An 18,281-nucleotide genomic window follows, 5' to 3' on the forward strand; every position below is an offset into this window, starting at 1 on the left:
CACCTTGCGCGGTTCGCCTTGCTCCACCACCACGCCGCCGTCCATGAAGACGATGCGGTCGGCCACATCGCGCGCAAAGCCCATTTCGTGTGTCACCACGATCATCGTCACACCGTGCGATTCGGCCAGGTCGGTCATGACCGCCAGCACTTCCCCAACCAGCTCCGGGTCGAGCGCGGAGGTGACTTCGTCGAACAGAATGACTTTCGGCTCCATTGCCAGAGCGCGGGCGATGGCTACCCGTTGCTGCTGTCCACCGGAAAGTTGCGACGGATACGAGTCGGCCTTGTCGGCCAGGCCGACCCGCGCCAACAGCCGCCTGGCGTTTTCTTCCGCATCGCTCTTTTTCACTCCGCGCACTTTCATCGGCCCGAATGTGACATTGCGCAGCGCGGTCATGTGCGGAAAGAGATTGAACTGCTGGAAGACCATCGCGGTCTCAGCTCGCAGCCTGGCGATCTCCTTCTCGGGCGCCGGCTTGAGCTGGCCATTTTGCTCTCGATACCCGACCAACTTGCCGTCGACGTAGATACGTCCGTCCTGATACGTCTCCAGGAAGTTCACGCAACGGAGCATGGTGGTCTTGCCCGAACCACTTGGTCCGATGACCGTGACCACTTCACCCGGAGCGATATCGAGATCGACCCCACGGAGCACTTGCAGTTCGCCGTAGCTCTTGTGCAAGTTCCGGATGGAGACCATGGCGTTCGGATCGGGAGTGAGATCGATACTCATCGAGCGACCCCAAAGCGATAGCGCTGGGCAACCAACACGCCCACGCGGGAAATCGAAAAGCAAATCACGAAATAGATTGCAGCGGCGGCGATGTAGAAGGGAAGCACATCTCCGGTCCGCTCGACGATCTTGCGCGTGGCGAACAGCAGCTCGCTCATGCTCAGCAGCGAGGCCAACGAAGTGCCTTTGACCAATTCAGCGGCGGTATTGGTCCAGGGGGGAATGATGACCGGGATCGACTGTGGCAACGCGACATGGAACAACCGCGGCCAGAATGTCAGTCCGAGCGATTTCGCTGCATCGGACTGTCCGCGTGGCACCGATGCCAATGCTCCCCGCACCACTTCCCCCACCTGGGCGGCCCCAAACGCGCTCAACCCAATGGCCGCAGCCTGAAATCGACCGACATTGGTCGGCACATGCCAGCCAAGGATATCGATATCGATGACGGGGAGGATGTAGTAGATCAAGAAGAGCACGACCAGAATTGGCAAACCGCGGATGATATCGACGTAGAGCCGCAACAGGGTGCGAACCACCCGATTGCCATAGACCAGCCCAACCCCGACGAAGAGCCCGATGATCGAACTGGCGATGATTGCCACCGCTGAGAGTTGCAACGTCAGCTTGAGGCCGATCCAGATCAGATCGCGGTTGTCCCAGACTTGGCTCATGCCACGCTCCACTTGATACGCCGTTCGAGGAAGCGCAACGCCAGGGCAATGGCGTAACAGGTTGCCAGATACATGAGTCCTGCGGTGGCCCAGGCTTCGATGTAGCGGAAGTAGTCGGTGCTCACCTTGCGCGCCGCCCAGGTCAACTCAGGGGCCGCAATGGCGACCGCAATCGACGTGTCTTTGAAAAGCCCGATGAAGGTATTGCCCAGTGAGGGCAGCACCGTGCGGAACATGATTGGCAGGGTGATGGACGTTGCCGTTTGCCAGCGGCTGAGACCGAGCGAAGTGCCGGCTTCGAGATAGCGTTTGCCGACCGAAATGATGCCGGCGGAGAAAATCTCGGTCAGGTACGCGGCAGCATAGATCGCCAGTGCCACGATGAACGTTCGTTCGGCGTCCGGGAGAATCTTCAGCACCCATTCCTGTCCGGTGCTGCGCCGTGGAAAGACCTGGGGAAGACCGAAATAAAGCAGCGACACGATGAGAAGCAATGGAATGTTGCGAATCAACTCGACATAGGCGGTCACCAACCATCGCACCGGGCGAGGGCCATATTGCCGTGCGAACGCGAAGAGCAGTCCGAGCAGCGTCCCGATCAAGAGACCGAGAATCGCCATCTTCAGACCGAGCACCAGCCCGTCGATGAAGAGCCACTTGTTATCGGTGATGTATTCCCAGCGGAGCTTGTACATCGATCCCCGGGGACCTGTGCGTGAATTCGTGAGCCACGGCATGTTTGCCGGGTCGACAGTTTCCGAATGCGCACACTGTAGCCCACCCAGATGTGAAGCTCGCGACCAGCGACGGGTGACTATCGAGTGGCAACGATATTGGCGCGCTTTGCCTGGATCGCCGCGGACTGATGTCTACTTGCGATCCGGCGAAAAATGGAGAACCAACTGAACGACCGGGGGCAACCGCCACCCGGCCGTTCAAAACAAAATCCAGGTTGCCTACTGGTACTCGACCGGGAAACCAATCGGCGGGTTTGGAAGCTCGACCCCAAAGTAGGTGTTGAACGCCGCCCGATAGATCGGGAAGTCGAGTCCGACCATGGCTTGCTGCAGCGCTGTGTTGACGAAGTTCAGGAAGACCTGATCGCCTGGCTTGACAGAAGCGGCGTACGACTGCGCGTCCCAGCCTTCTGGAATGGTCTTGTACACCTCGGGGTCTTGCGCCACCATCCAGCGGCCAGTCGACATGTCGATTCCAGTGGCGTCGACGCGGCCGGAGTCGAGTGCTTCGACCGACGCGGCCACCGAATCGAACTGCTCGACGGTGGCGTCCGGAACGCCGCGGTGGATCATGTCTTCGGCGGTGACGTTTGCCAGGATCGCGATCGTCAGTCCCTGCCCCTGCATGTCGGCCAGCGAGTTGTACTCGGAGTCTGCTGGCAGCAACAGGGTCACGCCTTCGCGATAGTAGGGGACCGTGAAAGCCACCTGCAGCGCTCGGGCCGCCGTGACAGTCATGAACTGGAAGTTGATGTCGACCTTGTCCGACAACAAGTCGGGAATTCGGGCATCGGCTTCGTGCACAACGAACTCGACGTATTTGCGCGGTTCCTCGCCGCCCATGATCTGTTCCTGGTCGAGTCCAAAAATGCCGCCCGCCAGCAAAAGCGCGAGCGAGATATCGAATCCCACCAGCTGGCCATCTTCATCTTCGAAGTGCCATGGCGGGTTGGTGCTGCCGGTACCGACAACGATCTTGCCCCGATCGAGGATCTTCCCGAGCAGGCTGTCCGAGGTTGCGTCCTGCGCCATGGCGTGCAAACTCGGCAGCGAAACGGCCGCGGCCGCTCCACCGATCAGCGCGCCCCGGGAGATCAGGTTCCGGCGGCTCGTCATTCCTGGGATCCGGTTTTCTGGCATCGATGCCCTTCCTTTCTGCACGGCGATTTCGCACGCGCATTCGGTCCGAACGACGGTTTCTGACAAACAGTGAATCTCCTGGCATTGTGGGGTGATCCAGATTGTCTGTCAACGCAGGCAAACTACCACGTGAATTGCTTACCATGCCGGAAGAGATGCCGAAGTGGTTCAGGAGCGAGGTCGACCGAACATGGACATCTACCAGAAACTCGGTGTGCAGCCAGTCATCAATTGCGCGACCACCTACACGCGGCTTGGCGGGTCGATCATGGCGCCACATGTAGCGCAGGCGATGGCCGATAGCGCAGGGGCTTTCGTCAACATCTTCGAACTGCAGCGAGGCGGCTGGCAAACGCCTGGCGGACTGGACCGGGAACGAAGCCGTCGGCGACGCTGGCGCCGCAGCCGCGTTGGCGTTGGCGACCGCGGCTGCCGTGACCGGCGACGATGTTGCGGCTCATGGCGCGGTTCTCGAACCGCCTCGATGGGCTGAAGAACCAGGTCGTCGTCCACCGCTACCAGCGCAATTGGTACGACATCGCAGTGCGCATGACCGGTGCGGAACTGGCGGAGATCGGTCACACATACGGAGACCTATGAGTGGAGCTCGATGATGCCATCAACGAGCGGACGGCGGCCGTGGTCTATTTCGCAGGAACGCACTTGAACTGCAACACGCTGCCGCTCGAGTTCGTGATCGAACGGGCGCACGCGCGTGGTGTGCCGGTGATCGTCGATGCCGCGGCGCAGATCCCGCCAGTCTCGAATCTCTGGCGGCATTTCACACGAAGTCCGGCGCCGAGTTGCCATCTTCAGTGGGGCAAGATGCTGCGCGGACCGCAGAACAGCGGGCTGGCGGTCGGAACTCCAAATGATCGAAGCGATGCGTAGCCCAACGGATTGCCGGTGCAGCGTGCATTGGCTGCGCGATGAAGATGTCCAAAGAAGATGATCGGGTTGCTGACCGCGGTCGAGACGTATCTGGAAGCTGACCATGTCGCTGAGGCGGATGGAGCGGGGACGCCGTCGTGTCGAGCTGGGATGCCGCATGGCAGCGGCTGGCGCCGCGTTGGCTGTCGATCAGGCGATCGGAGACCTGGCGAAGTTGGGGAACCGATTCCGCGCATCCTCAGCGCAGGTTACGCCTGATGCGCCATTGACCCGTGACGATCTGATCGCCGATCTGCGCGCCGGAAAGCCGCCGATCGAGGTCGGGCCGAAAACGAATCGACGATTGCCTTCAGTCCGCACATGTTGCAACCGGGAGAGGCGGAGATCGTGGAGCAGCGTGTTGCAGAATTGACTGCAAGCCATTTGCTCGCGCAGCCCTCTGGAGCCATTGCGGGGACTAGGCTTTCGCTCGCAAACCTGCTACGATGCGTCCGTACATCCCCGACGCAGTACGTCCCGCCAACCGACCGAAGAGCGTTTTGAGCCTACTCCTGCTTGTGCGGAGGGGGAAGCATGCGTGTATTCACTTCGGAGCGGCGGCGCTCCTGGACCGCAGTCCTCGATGATGGGGTATCCTCCTGGGCGCGCTACAGGTGCTGGCGCAAACGGGGACTCCGGCGGCAGACCACGCCGCTCGCCGCGACGACGCCACAAACCGAAACGTCGGCCACGCCGTTGGCCGAAACGGCAGCGACGCCGGGTGGCTGAGCCGGTGCGCGTGGTGACGCTGGCTGGCTGGTATCAGAATGCCGCCAACGGCGAGTTCATCGGAAATTGGCCCGGTACAGACGACCGACCAGTTGGTGGCCGGTCCTGGCGACCCGACCAGCACGCTGACTGGCACTGCCGACCTGGAAAGCGAGTGAGAACAACGGCCTCCCGTACATCGAATTGGGCGACACCATTCTTGTCGGCACCGAGATGTTCGAAGGCGATCCCGAATCGGTCTTCAACCGGATCTACTACCAGGCGATCCGCCCCTGCGCCCAGCCACGCTGGTGATTCCGGTTACCGCAACGGCTGGACCGTATGAGGTCGCCTGGCAGACGATCACTTTCCTGGTCAGCTTTTCGGTAGTTCTACCTGCGCAGCGGAATCGTGGTCATCATGCTCAATCCGAGGCTGAGTAGGTTTTCGGCGGACATTCAGCGAATCTGACGCAGGCATGTGAAAACGGGCGGCCTGGGCCGCCCCGTGTTTCGTGCCATGCGTGCCGGATACGTGTCGACGCTTTCCCGGAGGCCTTCGCCAGATCGGTTCTTCAATGAAGCGTTACCTTGTTGCCCTCAAGCTGTGGCGAGGAGATCCCCTCCACTCCGCCTCGTCGGGATGACGACACTCGCACGGCAGACACGTATGCCGGCGACCGTGCTAGACCGAGACCGTTCAGGCAGTGGCGACATGATCGCGTCAGGGTCGAGCCGCTTGAGCATGTCGTAGCCGATTCGCCAAAGTGGCGCAAGCGTTCCTTGGCCAGGGCAATGGCGGTGGCTTCCAGGTGCTGTTCCGGCCGGGTAGATGTCTGGCGCGTTGCGCAAACCAAACTTGAGATAGACCGGAGCGCAAACGCGCACCAGCTCTGCGATCTCGTAGTGGCGAATGAACCCACCGATATCGTCGGGAACCTCGACATAGATATCGAGCGGTATGGTGGTTGCCGCGCGGATGGCGGCCAATTGCGCCAGCGAGAGATCGGTTGTATTGAACGTCGTCAAGCCGATGTCTTGCAGCAACCGTACCGAGGCCGGATTGGACGCGCCGAGCATGACCGAAACCCTTGAGAATCAGGTCCTTCGGCAGCTCCCCGGCCTCCTTCATCTTGCAGCCGAGCACGAGCAGGAGTCCTTCTTCATCGGTGACGAGCACGCTGTTGATACCGTGCTCGAAAGCGCCCGCTTCACGTCTTCGACCGCATGGACGAGCTGGTCCGCGCCACGCGCTTTCGGTCCGACGATCTTGCCAGCGGTGGAATAGGGCCATGGCGCGCCGCATCCCAGCCGGCGCGAGGTCCGACGAACAGGCCGATCTCGATGCCGCGCTGGCGTCCGAGCGCGGCCATTTCGTCCAGTTCGTCATCGGTCAGCAGCATGACGCCGCCGCCCTGGCTTACCCGATGAATCGGCACCCCGTACTCGTCGGCATATTGGTAGACGGTGCGCAGCGCGTTCGACCCTCGACTGAAGGAATTGATGCGCCATTGGCCGCCGTCTGGGAAGCGCTGATCGGACGATGGCAGATCGCGCAAATCGTGATCGGGCAGTCCCATGCTCCGCAAGAATGCCTGTGCGTCTGAATTCCGTTCATCCAATCCTCCAGTGCGTCCAGGCGACGACGATACCGTTCATCAGAGCTCTCGCAAGGGTACCGGGAGTCGGGCCCGCTGTGGAGGGCGGCGGGGCGAGCGCGCGCAGACGGCTCATCCCTCCATGTTGGCTCGTCGCCTGATCGCTCAACGGGCGCCTCCCAGCCGGAAAGCACCGAACGTGCCTGGTCCGCGATGGACTCCACGATCTCAGCCGCAGGAAGCACGTCGTGCATGACGCCGACGCTCTGACCAGCGTAGAGCACCATGCTTTCCAGGTCGCCTGTGGTCCGAGCTCCGGGGAAGTCGTCGTGGTAGCGCATGATGGGAATGCCGCGGCTGGTGTGCCCGATCACGTCTCCTCTCCCCGGGGCCGCGGCCCGGTTCGGGGCGTCCGGCGTCTTCCCAGAGCTGAAGCGACTTGTTCGGCAACGTGCGCAATGGGGTGTTCGCTGGCCAGCCACCGCGGAAGATGCGGTATGGATCGTGTCGCTCGCGCCGGCGTCGATCAAGCGTCCCTGGTAGTCCGCGTGGGCATCCGCTTCTGATGAAAGAACGAAGCGGGTGCCAGACGCCAGACGCGCCCAGGCAGAGCGCGGCAAGCCCGCGGCCATCCCCGTCGCCACCCGCGGCGAGCACGGGGGTGGGCGCAACGGCGTCGACCATTTCGGGAATGAGCGCCAGGAGACTCGTTTGCCCCCTCGACGTGACCGGACGCTTCGTAGCCCTGTGCCACGATCACGTCCACACCCGCGTTCTTCGCTGCGATTGCTGCCGACGTGGAACCGACCATGCACCAGGAGCGCAGCGTCGTGAATCTGTTCGACCCAGGAGATGGATCACCCCAGGAAAGCGAGATCACCGGGACCCTTCCTCGAGCGCGATGGCCAGCCGGTTCCGGGATCCCATGCAAGCACCAGGTTGATGCCGAACGGTCGGTTCGTGAGCGCCTTGGTCTGCTGATCAGCTCGCGCGCCTCGTTGGGCGAGCGCCAGGTGAGCGAGAGCGTTCCAAGCTCCTCCTCGGCGTTGCTCACGGCGGCGGCTAGTTCCGGCGTGGTCGCCGTACCGATCGGCGCCTGGGCGATGGGAAGGTCGATGTCAGCCAGGCTGGTGAAATCAGTGGCGAGCGATGTCATAGGTTTGCACCGAAGTCAGTGATCGAGCAGCCAGCGGATGCGCGAAAACGAAAGAACGCAGATCAGGGCCGCAAAGGTCCAAAGCGTCTCGGCGATCCAGCGATAGCCGGTCACCCGTGAGTCCATAGCCGGCCAGGAGAAAGAGGCTGACTTCCAGTACGAGACGGACCGGTCCCGGCGTCGGGAATACGCTGGCTTGGTTGCCGGTGGCATCCCGGGTGTGCGGAAGATGCCCCACAAGAGGATAGCCGCAGTGGTAAGTCCGGCGGCCAGGAGCTACTGGGTGACGCCGGATCCGGCTCAGCCGATCCAGGTAACGATGCCCACATCCCGATCTCCAGGAGGAACATGAAGATATCGGGTAAACGTCACGCTGTGCCCAGACGACGAGCTCCTTGAGGTCCTGATCAAAGGCTGCGCGTTCCCAGCCCGGCGTTCTTCATATCGTTCAAGTGGTCGGTGACGTGATTTCCGAAGAGTTGGCGATCCGATCGAGCGTTTGCGGTCCTGCTTCGGGATGCTGAACGCTTTGTTCCCATGCCTCGTCAGGCAGCGCGCAGAATGGCGAGATTGACCGCGCGCAACGTGGCCAGCGTCCAGCAACAACTCGTCGGGGATCTCCGCTACCGGGATGCGCTCCTCGTAGAGATCCTGATCGAACGGCAGGATACTGCCGCCTGGACGGGCAATGGCGGTACGCAATCGGGTAGAGAAAACGATCTCGGATCTGAGCAGGTGCTGCAGCAGCTGTCGCGCCCAACCGCCGTCGATTGGCTGCATGCGCTTGTCTGCCGGCACATTATGATAGACCATGACGAACTCGGTCATGGCGTTGTCTCCAGCTGCGGCGTTGGGCGTAATGGCTGCTCATTCAAGATCCTTGCTCGTTTGATGCGCGAAACTCTGCCGGCGGTCGTTTCCAGCACGAGCGCCGCGCTCTGACCGCCAAGCCCGAATCCGTGCTTGGCCATGTATTCGAATTCACAGGCCGTGCCGCGCCATGCACGACGTCGAGATTGACTTCGGGATCAGGGTTCTTGTAGTTGGGCGGTCGGCGGAATACCTGCTCGGCGATCGAGAGGGATACTCCATGGCAGTCTCGATCGCCCCCAGCCCCGCCCATGCAATGCCCGATGTTGCTCTTTCACAGACATCACCGGAATCGATGCGGTGTGTTCGCCATAGACATGATGGATCGCGCGGCTTCGGCCACGTCTCCCGCGGGGTCGAGGCGGCATGCGCCTGGATGTGCCCTGGGATCTTGTCGGGAGTCACACCTGCGTCCGCCAATGCGGCCACGATGTTCGGGCCGCGCCAATTCCTTCTGGCTGTGGCGCGATCGGATGGCATCGTTGCTGGAGGCGTAAAGCCGACGATCTCGGCAAACACTCGCGCGCCCCGCGCCATGGCGAAATCGTAGTCCTCTCCCAGCACAAGCGCGCCGGCCCCTTCGCCGAGCGCGAAACCGGAGCGGGTAGCGTCGAAGGGACGCAGCGCCTCTTCGGGATGCTCGTTCGGAGTCGGTCACCAGCGCGCATCGCCGAGAAGCCCGCGACGCCCATCGGATGCACGGTCGATTCAGAGGCTCCTGCCAGCATCAATGGCGCAATGCCGGACTGGACGACATGAAACGCCTCGCCACGGCCTGCGTGCCTGTGGCGCAGGCACAGGAAACCGTGCTGCTCGGTCCTCCCATACAAAAACGCCACTGCACGGTGTAGGACGCCATGTTGAGCGGGAACTGACGTGTATGGGAGACAGCTTACCGTGTCCCCGGTGTTGAAGGTGTCATAGGCAGGAAGCAGATCAGTCATAGCATCCGCCAACACAGGTCCCGATGACCGAACCGGCCGGGCAGCAGATCCATGAGTGGATTGCCCGCTTCATCGACCAGTCCGGCGGAAATGAGCGCGGCGCCGGCGGCCTCCATCAACCAGAGGCTGAACTGCGAGGTGTTGCGCGCGGTCTTGGAGTCGAGGAAGCGTTGCGGAGATCGTCCATTTCGGAGATCGCCGCGCACCTGGCATGAGTAGTTGCCTTCCTGGGAGATAGGGATGCGCTTGATACCGCTTTTCCCCTTCAGGATGTTTTCCCATGACGCTTTCGCGGTGAGCCCCACTGCGCTCACTGCGCCCAATCCGGTGACAACGACCTGGCGCTGGTACGGGCACGTTGGCCTCGCAGCTCGCTACCGCAGGTTCCACAGAAGAGTTGCGTTTCAGAGACCGGGGCGCCACAAACCGGGCACGAGGTCGGGGAAGTGAGATCGGAACGTCATACGGTGTTCCTGAATGGTGTGCGAATACGGCTGCAACTGGACGAATCTGCCGGTCAACCTGCCTGTAACGGACTCCGCATGGGAAAATCTGGCCAAGTATAGCGGTCCCCTTGAACATACGAGCGCCCGGCGCGGTTGGAAACCGTTCTCGCCGGGCGCTCGTTGCAAAGGAGTTCGCTGCCGAGGTGTTCGTCCCATGGTCGCGAACGACTTTCTTCCATAAGACGGTGAGGCGTATTTGGGAGCGTTGCGTGCAACCGCCGCTGCAACGGTACTGAGGTGAAAAAGAGGAGAAGCAGAACGGGTGGCTAGGCCTGCTCAGTTGAATGCCCTCCTGGTGCTCAATTGGGTGGTCCTCTTCGAAATTCGCACCCTGGTCGACCCCGAGTTTCCCCGGTGCCCGGCAATCATCGGCGACGCTGCTGCAAACATGCCGATCACTTAGTGTAAACGCGAAACCAGGGCGAATGGTTTCATTTCAGCCAGGTGACGGTGATGCGCCGAAGTGTTCGGCCAGTCATCCACCAGGATGACACGTTCCCCGTCGATTCCGTGGAGGGCGGAATCAAACCGAGTCGAAGGCCTCGTCGCGGCTCATAACGATCGCACATTGGGCGCTCCGTCAGCCGGACCCAAATCGACCTGAACTTCGCTGTTGGAGACATCGACAACCACCGCCCCGATCTGGCGGACCGTCTCTTCCCCGTCGAACAGTTCGAGCTTCATGCCTTCACCCGCCTGCGCCAATTTGGATACGCCTGCGTAAAGTATGCCCGAGCGCTGTGACTACGCGCGAGGCTCCGGGCTAGTCTGCTCGCTGCTCGATTGGGATTTCCCGTCGTCCGGATCGTAATCCCCTGTAGTCGAGCCGTCATCTTCATCGAAGTCGGACATAGCCGTCGACCCCAACGGTGCCGGGTATAGCGCAGAATGCGCGACTCGCCACCATCGGCGTACTTGCCGCCGTGTTCTTCTGCAGGTCCTCCATGGCATGCCCAGCTGGCCATCTCGTAGGCACAGCCGGTCATGGAAGTGACGGACCCGCATCCTTGATCAGCCACTCTCGGTAGTGGAATCCTCGCTGCCCGATGCCTGGATGCCCGGTGGGGAGCAGATCTGGGTCTGGACCAAACCGGGCGGGATGCTCCAGTCGTGGGCCATCGGCTGGCCGTCGGTCCGGACAGGTAGGACGAGAAGGCGGGGTCATGCATCAGCTCCATCATCTGTTGCCAGATCGGACCGGCGCCCTTGGATACCGTCGAGCTGGGGAAGTCGATTTCCGCATCGCCGGATTGTGTTGTTTGCCCGGTCCAGACCCCCGATCGCCATCGGTGGTGTAGCCCATGGTCCAGATGTCTTTCCAATTGTCGGTCGTCCCTGATTTCGCGGCGACTGGACGTCCCAATCTCTGTGTCCTCGAAGAGGTTCCCGCCGAAAACCATCGAGCGGGCCTCGTCGTCAGTCAGAATCGACGGATCTGTAGGAGATTTCGGCGTTGGTGCCCTGGGGCGCGTTTTGCAGCGGTGGTGTTCCGATCGAGCTCATAGAGCACCGACCGCTCGGAATCGGTGATTTTCAGAATTGGATTGGCGGCGACGTATTTGCCCTGATTCGAGAAGGTTGCAGACGTTGGTGCTCCAGCAACGGCACCTCACCCGAACCGAGCGCGAGAGAGCCTGTAGTTTTCGGGCGATTCCGGCATCCCGGTCTTGATGCCCATCCGGCGCGCCGCCAGATCGTAGGCATGGTCCACACCGGCGTATTGAATTGCCTTGACTGCCGGGATGTTGAGCGAATTCGAGAGCGCGTACGAACGGGAACTGCACCGTACGAAAGCCCAGGTAGTTCCTCGGTTCGGGCCACGGATTGGGGCGCGCCAGGGGTTTCGACCTTCATGGTGTCATCCATGACAACAGTGCCCGGATTCCACCCGCTTTCGAATGCGGCCGCATAGATGCACCGGCTGACCGACGAGCCCGGCTGCAGGTTCGCCAATGCGTAGTTGATCTGACCGCCGATCGTGGGGTCGTTGAAATCAGCCGAACTGACCATCGCCAACACCGCCGGTGTGCGGAACAGGACCACCATCGAGGCATTGTTGCGTCGGTAGGCGTTCAGGAACGGCATGTTTTCCTGAATCATCAACTGGCTTATGCTTGCAGGTCGAGATCGACCGACGTCCAGATCTGCAAACCGCCCTTTACGAATGCGTCCGCCATATTTCTGGCGCACGTAGTCCTTGGCATATTGGGTGAAGTGATTGGCTCCCGATTTCGCTGGTGCGGGTCTGTGGGTTGCAGCGCGTATTCCACGCATCGTCTGGCTCTCTTCCGCAAGATGTAGTGGTACTTGACCATCTGGTCGAGCACGTACTTTCTGCCGGAGCTATTCTGGTCGAGCCGCACGGTTGGGTCGTACCAGGACGGCGCCTGTGGAGACCGGCAAGCAGCGAGGCCTCTGCCAGATTGAGCTCGCTGGCGTGCTTGTTGAAGTAGGTCTGGTGCGCGGCAGCTTCGATGCCGGAACGCTGTCCGTAGAAGATCTGGTTCAGGTACATCATCAAGATGTCCTGCTTGGAATACTCCGCGGTCGAGCTCGATCGCGGCGAGCGCTCCTTGAACTTGCGCGTGATCGAGATATCGAAACCGATCTCCTCCGGCAGAGTCCGCGAGCCAATTGCTGCGTGATGGTCGAGCCACCAGACGAACCGTCGCCGCTGATATTGATGCAGATGCCGCGCAGGATGGCCACTGGCTCGACACCCTGATGACTCCAGAAGGTGGCGCGTCCTCGGCGGCTACCGTCGCGTCAGACTGGGCGATCGCGAGATTTGATCGAGAGTAACGAAGGTGCGCCATCCGCCGTCTGGCGCTTCTGATCTCCCTGCAGCAGGTCTGCTCGATCGTAGATGCGCGATGTTTGGAAGGTATCGACGGTTACCACCGCCAGCATTGGGCAGCTTGGCGTTGACCCGCGATATGCCTCGACCGTGCCGGCCACGGCTGCCACCGTCGACAAAACCATGGCCAGCGAAGTCGACACGAAGAGCCTGATGAAGATCAGCACACCGACCAGCAGGAATCGGCGAGTCATCGTGAACTGTTCTTGCGGCGCCGGGCAATACCCGGCAAGCGTTCGGCGGGGAGCTTCTTCTTGCCGGCAGCGTTGCGTCGCGCGTTGCCCTGCCGCAATGCGGCGAGGATCGGGCGGCGATCCGGACAACGTGCTCACGATCAGACCTTCGAAGGAGAATCGACACCGGGCGCGCGAGGATTGCCGGTCGAACCGAGAACGCTCAGCGACTTCTGCGCGTTTCGACGGCAGATGGTACCAGTTCGGGAGAGGTTCGCCTGACCGCAGGAAGGATCAGGAAGTAGGCAACGGGCAACGGGCAACGGGCAACGGCAATAGGCAATAGGCAAGAGGCAACAGGTAAGAGGCAACGGGCAAGAGGCAACAGGCAATTTCGGGAAACAGGCGACTGAAGACTGACGACTGACAACTGACGACTTGCAACGGTGGGTTGTTCTTGCGCCAACGTTCGCTTACGTTTTTGCGCCGCGTGCTGGCAAAAGCGCGGCAAAGGCGTGGCGTGCCGCGTGCTAACCCAACTGACCGGCGATCTCGTCCCGCTTGAGGCAGAGTTCTTCGACCTGGTAATGTGCCCGATCGAAAGAGATCGGCCAGCACCCAGAGACGCGCCGACGCCTCTCAGAAAGCGCCGTGATCCTCTGCGCTGGCTGCCGGCCCGGCGCACGGTCATCTCTCCGGCAAGCGACAACGCCGTGATCGAATCGAACGCGGCATCCTTGGTGACGGGCGGAGCCCTCATACGAAAGCGGTAGCTGTTGGCCGCCGTTGACGTTCATGTCGATCGCGTCGAGCAATCGCTGCACCTCTGAACCACTCAGATGGTGCTCGAACGCTTTCAGGGTTGCCTGTGATGGGCGGTGGCATCGGCGCCGCCGAGAAACGCTGCGGGCGATTCGGTTGCCTGCCCAGTCAGTCGAGAGCGTAATATCGTCCAGGAATGCTTTGTCCGAGGGACAGCCCACCCATTGGGCGAGCAGAACGTCATCGACTTCCTGGTGGTGTGTAAGTCGGCCGAGCGCGCGAATAGAGCGCGTCCGTGTCCGGGCGTGTCTTCCATCTTCTTCTTCGAGCGGGGGTAGGTGGATGGTGGTGCCCAATCGCCTCGTACGTACAAGGACGGCATTTGGTTTTATGTTTTGATGTTTCCCGAAATTCCGTATTGTCTTGACAGAAGCTTGTGACGTCCTTCGCATTTTGCGCAATCTGCTGTGCTGGAGTCGAGGTCGGTGCCTGAATCACCGCGACCGAGGGTTTCGGGCGCGGGTATCGCCAGATACCATTGGTGGTCATAATGCAGCAGTTCGGCGGTCTGGAAGGAGCCGTTTACGTCAGAGCAGCATGAGGATCGAACGTGGCCCATTGTCCGGAGGGTGTCCGCCGCTATTGGTGGGTCGGTCTCGGGAGCCCGGCGTGCTGCGCGCGCAGCTACCGGAGGCATTGGCCGTGAAACGGCAGCATGGTGGTGCTGGCGAGGCGGGTATTGGCAAGTCCAGACTGGCCGAGACGCCAGCAGGGAAGCGAGCAGCGTCGGAGTGCCTGTCCCTCACCGGGCATTGCCATGACGTTGCGGTGTCACCCCCACGGTCCGTGGGGCGGAGTTGATCGAGCATTACCCCTCGCTGCGGCGAGATTTCCGGGACAGCCCACTGCCCTGTTCCGCAACTCGACAGGGTTCCAGCCAAACCGCCTTCATAAGTGAGATGCGCGATTTCTTCTTCGCTGGCACGTGATCGGCCGCGAGCAGATTTGGTGATCGTGCTGGAGGATCTCACACTGGGCGAACTGACGAAGCCCCTCGAATTGCTGCGATTGTTCGCCCGCCAGCTCGCTTTACCGATCCTGCTGCTGACCTATCGCAGTACGGATGTCACGCGCGCATGCGCTTCACGAGCTTCTGCCGATTCTGGTGCGTGAAGCGCTGGCGTTGCGCATCGACGTGTCGTTTGTTGACGCGAGACGATGTTCGTGGCGTGATCGATGATGCCTATCGGTTGACGGTGCGCCGATCTCGCCTGGCAAGCCGTGCAACAGCGTGCGGACGGCAATCCCTTTTTCGTGGTCGAGCTCTTGCGTGCCCTGGAAGGGGGGAGCGTCCTGCTGCCGGACGGGCATGGCACAGTTTGGACACATCGGCGCGTTCGAGCAGGCAGCAATTCCGTGCTGCTCCGACAAGTCATCGACCAGCGGCTTTCCCGACTCGGGCATGACGCGGAAACGTTGCGGCGATTGCCGCCGTTATCGGCCAGATCGGCGCACGCTGAATGTATGGGAGAGCGTCAGCGGGGTATCAGGGCACGGTTGCTCGATGGTCGAACGCGCCATCGATGCCCGCGATGCCTCGACGCGACGCCGGACGGGACGTCAGTGGCACGTTCACGCACGCCCTGATTCGCGATTCGCTCTACCACGACAGCGTTCTTCCACCCCGCGCCGGCGTATGTGGCATCGGCAGATCGGAGATGTGCTCGCGTCGTGTGGCGGCGGACGGATATCACGTTGCCCTATCACTTCCAGCAGGCTGGTGATCTTCGCGCGGTGGAGTGGTTGGCGCGGGCGAGCGGGCGCAGCGCGCGTTTGCCTGGCGAACCGCGCGCGCCCAGCGGTCGAGACGGCGCTGAGAATCCTGGAAGAAGAGAGTGGCCATGCCGGCGAACAGGGGGGGGGGTGGCTGCGATTTCGAGTGGCGGCGATGCTCGGTACTTCGAGGATCACCAGGCGGTGTAAAGCTTCACCTCGAAACCGCCGAGCGGCTTGGTCGGGAAGCGGGAGATCCCGCGCTGGAGCATACGCACGGTTCTTCCAGGGCATGCTCCGATGCCAGGCGGATGAGTTCCGTCTCGGCATTGCGGCAGAAAGTCTGGCGTGGCGATGCTGCGATGCGCTCGCTCCCGAGCAGCGAGAGCGAGGTTGCTCGCGATCGAAACAACCGCCGATCCCTCGATGCTCAAAATGGAGGAAATTGACACTGGCACTGGCCGAAAATGCGCGTCTACGGCAGGCACGCTTGAATTAGAGAGCGCATCGTTGACTTGCCGCCCGGCGAAACCGCCGGCTCCCAGGGTGATGCCTGGTACACGGACTTGGGTACACCTACGCGCCGGGCTGGGACGGCCAGATGAGGCGCGGATGGCGTTTCGCCAGGCCGTGACATCTTTTGCCGCCAGCGACCACCATGGCATGGTGGCCCCTTCCCTCTTCGATGAGCTGATGATGGTCGTCCTACCGTATCCAGGTCGATCGACCGGCAGGAGAACATCAGCGAATCGAGTCCGCGCTTGCAGAATCTCTTGCGGATTTTGGAGAGACATCACCGGTGAGCTCCGCGCCGAGCTGACGTGGTGTCGAGCCTACTCCAGGGGGACTGGATCGACGCTTTGGCCCGGTTGGAACAGAGCACGCTTGTGTGATCGTTTCGACGGAACGCACCGATGTTGCTCGCTCCCATTGCTCGATGTCGGGGCGATGTGGCGCTGGCGTGGATGCTGATCGGACAGCACTTTCCCGCCGGGGCAGACGCCGAACCAGAAGACTGCCCGGCTCTGGATACAGTGAGTCTGCGGTCATTGGCGGTTGCGCTCGCGCTCGATGCAGACGACCACGTGCTGGCACGTCGTTGGCTCGATGCGTTCGATAGCTGGCTGACCTGGAGCGGAAGCGTGTTGGGGCGGGCGGACACGCACTGCTGTCCTAGGCGACCTACCGCCATGCCCAGGGTGAGGATGAATTGGCACGCGATTTCGCCGAGCAAGCGTTGGCTGCCGGCACCGAACCACGACAACCGTTGGTGCTCTGGCAGCGAACCGGTTGCTCGGTGAACTCGATCGTCTCGAGAACGCGCAGCTTTCGACGCCCGGAAGCGCGATTCGTCACGGCGTTAGCGCTTTAGCGGCCGACGCGACCGGCGCGGCGCACGGGTGAGTGCTTACCCTGCTGGGGCAAGCGGAACTGCGATTCGCCCGCGACGAGCCCCAGCTTGCTCATGAGCTGCTCGAATCGGTGCGAGCGTCGTGCCTCCGCAATGAACGCGGTGCGAACGCTGCGCCGGGCTGACGAGCTCGCCGCGCGATATTCGGCAAGTTCAGCCTTCTGCGTCACCAGCGGTGTTTGCCGGACTTACCCGCCCGGGAGACGGATGTGCTCCGGCTGCTGGCAACCGGATCCTCCAATGCCGGGAGATCGCCTGGGAACTCTGCGTGAGCCCGCGCACGATCGACCAGCACCTCACCAGCATCTACGCCAAGCTTGGTGTCACCACGCGAGGCGCGGCGATTCGTATCGCGCTCGAACGCCGGACTACGCTAACGTCGCGCCCCTCGGAAAACTCCGTAGTCATCCGTACTCTGGATCGCCGGAAATGCGGTGTTCCCCCGATGCCGTGATTCTCGCTCGCCTACCGTCGATCTCAGGTATTTGGGCCAAATTGGCGGCGGAATTCCACCAGAGTGGCGCTCCTCACCAGTTCGGCCACCGTTCAGGACTTTGGGGTGTGGCAGGCGATCTACGAAACCTGGATGACGTGCAGCGGGACTGGGGTGTCACCGATGCATCGGTGCATCGGTTGGCGGACGCGCCAGATGTCGTCCTCATCATTCGCCACTTCGACGGTTGCCCAGGCGCAGGGAGCCTGACCAATCGCGAGTTCAGGCTGCCATGCAGCGTGCTGGGAGTCGAGCGAACCGCGCATCGAGATCTCTGCACACATGACGCTGCCTCTTTGGCGTCGCCACCGCCCATCTGCCCGTTCGACTCTCGTCCGTATGATCCAGAACTCGCGGAAGGATGAAAAACGGACCCTGGCGATATTGCTCCCCTAACGTTCCGGCTATCGTCTCTCATTCGACAAATGCTTTCATAGATCAGGCGGCTGGACCGAAGCGCAAACCTGCCGATGGCGAGAAAGATGCATTGCTTACAGCTCACATCTATCGCGTGCGCAAACGGATTTTTCCTCGCGTTCAGTCAGACACGTTGAGCGCAATCGCCGCGAAACCTTGAGCCTCGATGGCGACCGATTTTCAATATGCAGAGGTCAACGGTTCGACCTTCGTCGACAGGATCACGGCTGCCAGGTACCCCGATCCTGGCAACACCGCAGAGAACATCTTTGCAGGGAGCGACGTCGCCACGGGCGCGATGGAATCTGGCGCAACGGCCAGGGCACAACGCCAACATGCTGAGCCCAACCGCCAAGGCGATCGGCATCGCACGCGTCAACAACTAACTCCACCTGGAA

General features: G+C 61.6%; 19 protein-coding genes and 1 pseudogene. 11 read left to right on the forward strand and 9 right to left on the reverse strand.

The features are described 5' to 3' along the window. The 4 genes from R2855_09945 to R2855_09960 form a co-directional block, all read right to left on the reverse strand. The coding region (locus R2855_09945) for an amino acid ABC transporter ATP-binding protein (GenBank protein ID MEZ4531341.1) at positions 1-735 on the reverse strand (735 nt) is incomplete at its 3' end. Beyond that, positions 732-1,409, reverse strand: coding sequence for an amino acid ABC transporter permease (locus R2855_09950; protein MEZ4531342.1), 678 nt, complete (start codon positions 1,407-1,409; stop codon positions 732-734). The genes R2855_09945 and R2855_09950, both read right to left, overlap by 4 nt. Beyond that, positions 1,406-2,104 carry an amino acid ABC transporter permease gene (locus R2855_09955; GenBank protein ID MEZ4531343.1) on the reverse strand — a complete coding sequence of 233 codons (699 nt, stop codon included), beginning with the start codon at positions 2,102-2,104 and terminating at the stop codon, positions 1,406-1,408. Before R2855_09955 ends, R2855_09950 begins: the two co-directional genes overlap by 4 nt. A gap of 261 nt (positions 2,105-2,365) precedes the next feature. After that, entirely contained in the window at positions 2,366-3,286 is a 921-nt protein-coding gene (locus R2855_09960; GenBank protein MEZ4531344.1) for a transporter substrate-binding domain-containing protein, read from the reverse strand. Positions 3,287-3,745: 459 nt separating this feature from the next. On the opposite strand from R2855_09960, the gene R2855_09965 reads away from it, so the two are divergent. From R2855_09965 to R2855_09975, 3 genes are all read left to right on the forward strand, one after another. Beyond that, on the forward strand, positions 3,746-3,886 hold the full coding sequence (locus R2855_09965) for a hypothetical protein (GenBank protein MEZ4531345.1): 141 nt from the start codon (positions 3,746-3,748) through the stop codon (positions 3,884-3,886). After that, positions 3,887-4,177: a hypothetical protein gene (locus tag R2855_09970; protein ID MEZ4531346.1), complete on the forward strand. Its 291-nt coding sequence runs from the start codon at positions 3,887-3,889 to the stop codon at positions 4,175-4,177. A 103-nt stretch (positions 4,178-4,280) separates the two neighbouring features. Next, on the forward strand, positions 4,281-4,589 hold the full coding sequence (locus R2855_09975; protein MEZ4531347.1) for a hypothetical protein: 309 nt from the start codon (positions 4,281-4,283) through the stop codon (positions 4,587-4,589). Between the two features lie 934 nt (positions 4,590-5,523). On the opposite strand, the gene R2855_09980 is transcribed toward R2855_09975, so the two are convergent. Next, positions 5,524-6,003 carry a hypothetical protein gene (locus R2855_09980; GenBank protein ID MEZ4531348.1) on the reverse strand — a complete coding sequence of 160 codons (480 nt, stop codon included), beginning with the start codon at positions 6,001-6,003 and terminating at the stop codon, positions 5,524-5,526. Here R2855_09980 and R2855_09985 point away from each other — a divergent pair. The 3 genes from R2855_09985 to R2855_09995 all read left to right on the forward strand — a co-directional run bounded on the left by R2855_09985 (position 6,002) and on the right by R2855_09995 (position 8,619). After that, positions 6,002-6,211: a hypothetical protein gene (locus R2855_09985; GenBank protein ID MEZ4531349.1), complete on the forward strand. Its 210-nt coding sequence runs from the start codon at positions 6,002-6,004 to the stop codon at positions 6,209-6,211. The genes R2855_09980 and R2855_09985 overlap by 2 nt on opposite strands. Before the next feature lie 4 nt (positions 6,212-6,215). Further along, positions 6,216-6,530 carry a hypothetical protein gene (locus R2855_09990; GenBank protein ID MEZ4531350.1) on the forward strand — a complete coding sequence of 105 codons (315 nt, stop codon included), beginning with the start codon at positions 6,216-6,218 and terminating at the stop codon, positions 6,528-6,530. Between the two features lie 1,708 nt (positions 6,531-8,238). Further along, on the forward strand, positions 8,239-8,619 hold the full coding sequence (locus R2855_09995) for a hypothetical protein (protein MEZ4531351.1): 381 nt from the start codon (positions 8,239-8,241) through the stop codon (positions 8,617-8,619). Between the two features lie 868 nt (positions 8,620-9,487). Here R2855_09995 and R2855_10000 read toward each other — a convergent pair. Then, positions 9,488-9,823, reverse strand: a pseudogene (locus R2855_10000) (beta-ketoacyl synthase N-terminal-like domain-containing protein). A gap of 436 nt (positions 9,824-10,259) precedes the next feature. Between R2855_10000 and R2855_10005 the strand changes: the two are divergent. After that, positions 10,260-10,400 carry a hypothetical protein gene (locus R2855_10005; protein ID MEZ4531352.1) on the forward strand — a complete coding sequence of 47 codons (141 nt, stop codon included), beginning with the start codon at positions 10,260-10,262 and terminating at the stop codon, positions 10,398-10,400. A 149-nt stretch (positions 10,401-10,549) separates the two neighbouring features. On the opposite strand, the gene R2855_10010 is transcribed toward R2855_10005, so the two are convergent. Further along, entirely contained in the window at positions 10,550-10,681 is a 132-nt protein-coding gene (locus R2855_10010; GenBank protein ID MEZ4531353.1) for a hypothetical protein, read from the reverse strand. Positions 10,682-12,386: 1,705 nt separating this feature from the next. Here R2855_10010 and R2855_10015 point away from each other — a divergent pair. Then, positions 12,387-12,722: a hypothetical protein gene (locus R2855_10015; protein MEZ4531354.1), complete on the forward strand. Its 336-nt coding sequence runs from the start codon at positions 12,387-12,389 to the stop codon at positions 12,720-12,722. 41 nt (positions 12,723-12,763) lie between these two features. Here the strand turns inward: R2855_10015 and R2855_10020 are convergent, their stop codons facing one another. Beyond that, positions 12,764-13,186 (reverse strand): hypothetical protein, encoded by a 423-nt coding sequence (locus R2855_10020; GenBank protein ID MEZ4531355.1) that lies wholly within the window; start codon positions 13,184-13,186, stop codon positions 12,764-12,766. A gap of 1,608 nt (positions 13,187-14,794) precedes the next feature. Between R2855_10020 and R2855_10025 the strand changes: the two genes are divergently transcribed. Together R2855_10025 and R2855_10030 are read left to right on the forward strand one after the other, a co-directional pair. Next, positions 14,795-14,962: a hypothetical protein gene (locus R2855_10025; protein MEZ4531356.1), complete on the forward strand. Its 168-nt coding sequence runs from the start codon at positions 14,795-14,797 to the stop codon at positions 14,960-14,962. 1,810 nt (positions 14,963-16,772) lie between these two features. Next, positions 16,773-16,934, forward strand: coding sequence for a hypothetical protein (locus R2855_10030; protein MEZ4531357.1), 162 nt, complete (start codon positions 16,773-16,775; stop codon positions 16,932-16,934). Here R2855_10030 and R2855_10035 read toward each other — a convergent pair. After that, the gene (locus R2855_10035; GenBank protein MEZ4531358.1) at positions 16,931-17,143 is read right to left on the reverse strand and encodes a hypothetical protein; all 213 of its coding nucleotides are present in this window, start codon (positions 17,141-17,143) and stop codon (positions 16,931-16,933) included. The two genes, R2855_10030 and R2855_10035, sit on opposite strands and share 4 nt — an antisense overlap. Positions 17,144-17,534: 391 nt before the next feature. On the opposite strand from R2855_10035, the gene R2855_10040 reads away from it, so the two are divergent. Next, positions 17,535-17,831: a hypothetical protein gene (locus tag R2855_10040; GenBank protein ID MEZ4531359.1), complete on the forward strand. Its 297-nt coding sequence runs from the start codon at positions 17,535-17,537 to the stop codon at positions 17,829-17,831. Positions 17,832-18,281 lie beyond the last annotated feature (450 nt).

This window comes from Thermomicrobiales bacterium, assembly GCA_041390825.1.
Classification (GTDB): Bacteria; Chloroflexota; Chloroflexia; order Thermomicrobiales; family UBA6265; genus JAMLHN01.

Excerpts from the sequence above, each read along its gene's own strand:
- R2855_09950 (MEZ4531342.1), bottom strand. The coding sequence starts at position 1,409 with ATGAGCCAAGTCTGGGACAACCGCGATCTGATCTGGATCGGCCTCAAG.
- R2855_09955 (MEZ4531343.1), bottom strand. The coding sequence starts at position 2,104 with ATGTACAAGCTCCGCTGGGAATACATCACCGATAACAAGTGGCTCTTC.
- R2855_09960 (MEZ4531344.1), bottom strand. The coding sequence starts at position 3,286 with ATGCCAGAAAACCGGATCCCAGGAATGACGAGCCGCCGGAACCTGATC.
- R2855_09965 (MEZ4531345.1), top strand. The coding sequence starts at position 3,746 with ATGGCGCGGTTCTCGAACCGCCTCGATGGGCTGAAGAACCAGGTCGTC.
- R2855_09975 (MEZ4531347.1), top strand. The coding sequence starts at position 4,281 with ATGTCGCTGAGGCGGATGGAGCGGGGACGCCGTCGTGTCGAGCTGGGA.
- R2855_09985 (MEZ4531349.1), top strand. The coding sequence starts at position 6,002 with ATGACCGAAACCCTTGAGAATCAGGTCCTTCGGCAGCTCCCCGGCCTC.
- R2855_09980 (MEZ4531348.1), bottom strand. The coding sequence starts at position 6,003 with ATGCTCGGCGCGTCCAATCCGGCCTCGGTACGGTTGCTGCAAGACATC.
- R2855_09990 (MEZ4531350.1), top strand. The coding sequence starts at position 6,216 with ATGGCGCGCCGCATCCCAGCCGGCGCGAGGTCCGACGAACAGGCCGAT.
- R2855_09995 (MEZ4531351.1), top strand. The coding sequence starts at position 8,239 with ATGGCGAGATTGACCGCGCGCAACGTGGCCAGCGTCCAGCAACAACTC.
- R2855_10010 (MEZ4531353.1), bottom strand. The coding sequence starts at position 10,681 with ATGAAGCTCGAACTGTTCGACGGGGAAGAGACGGTCCGCCAGATCGGG.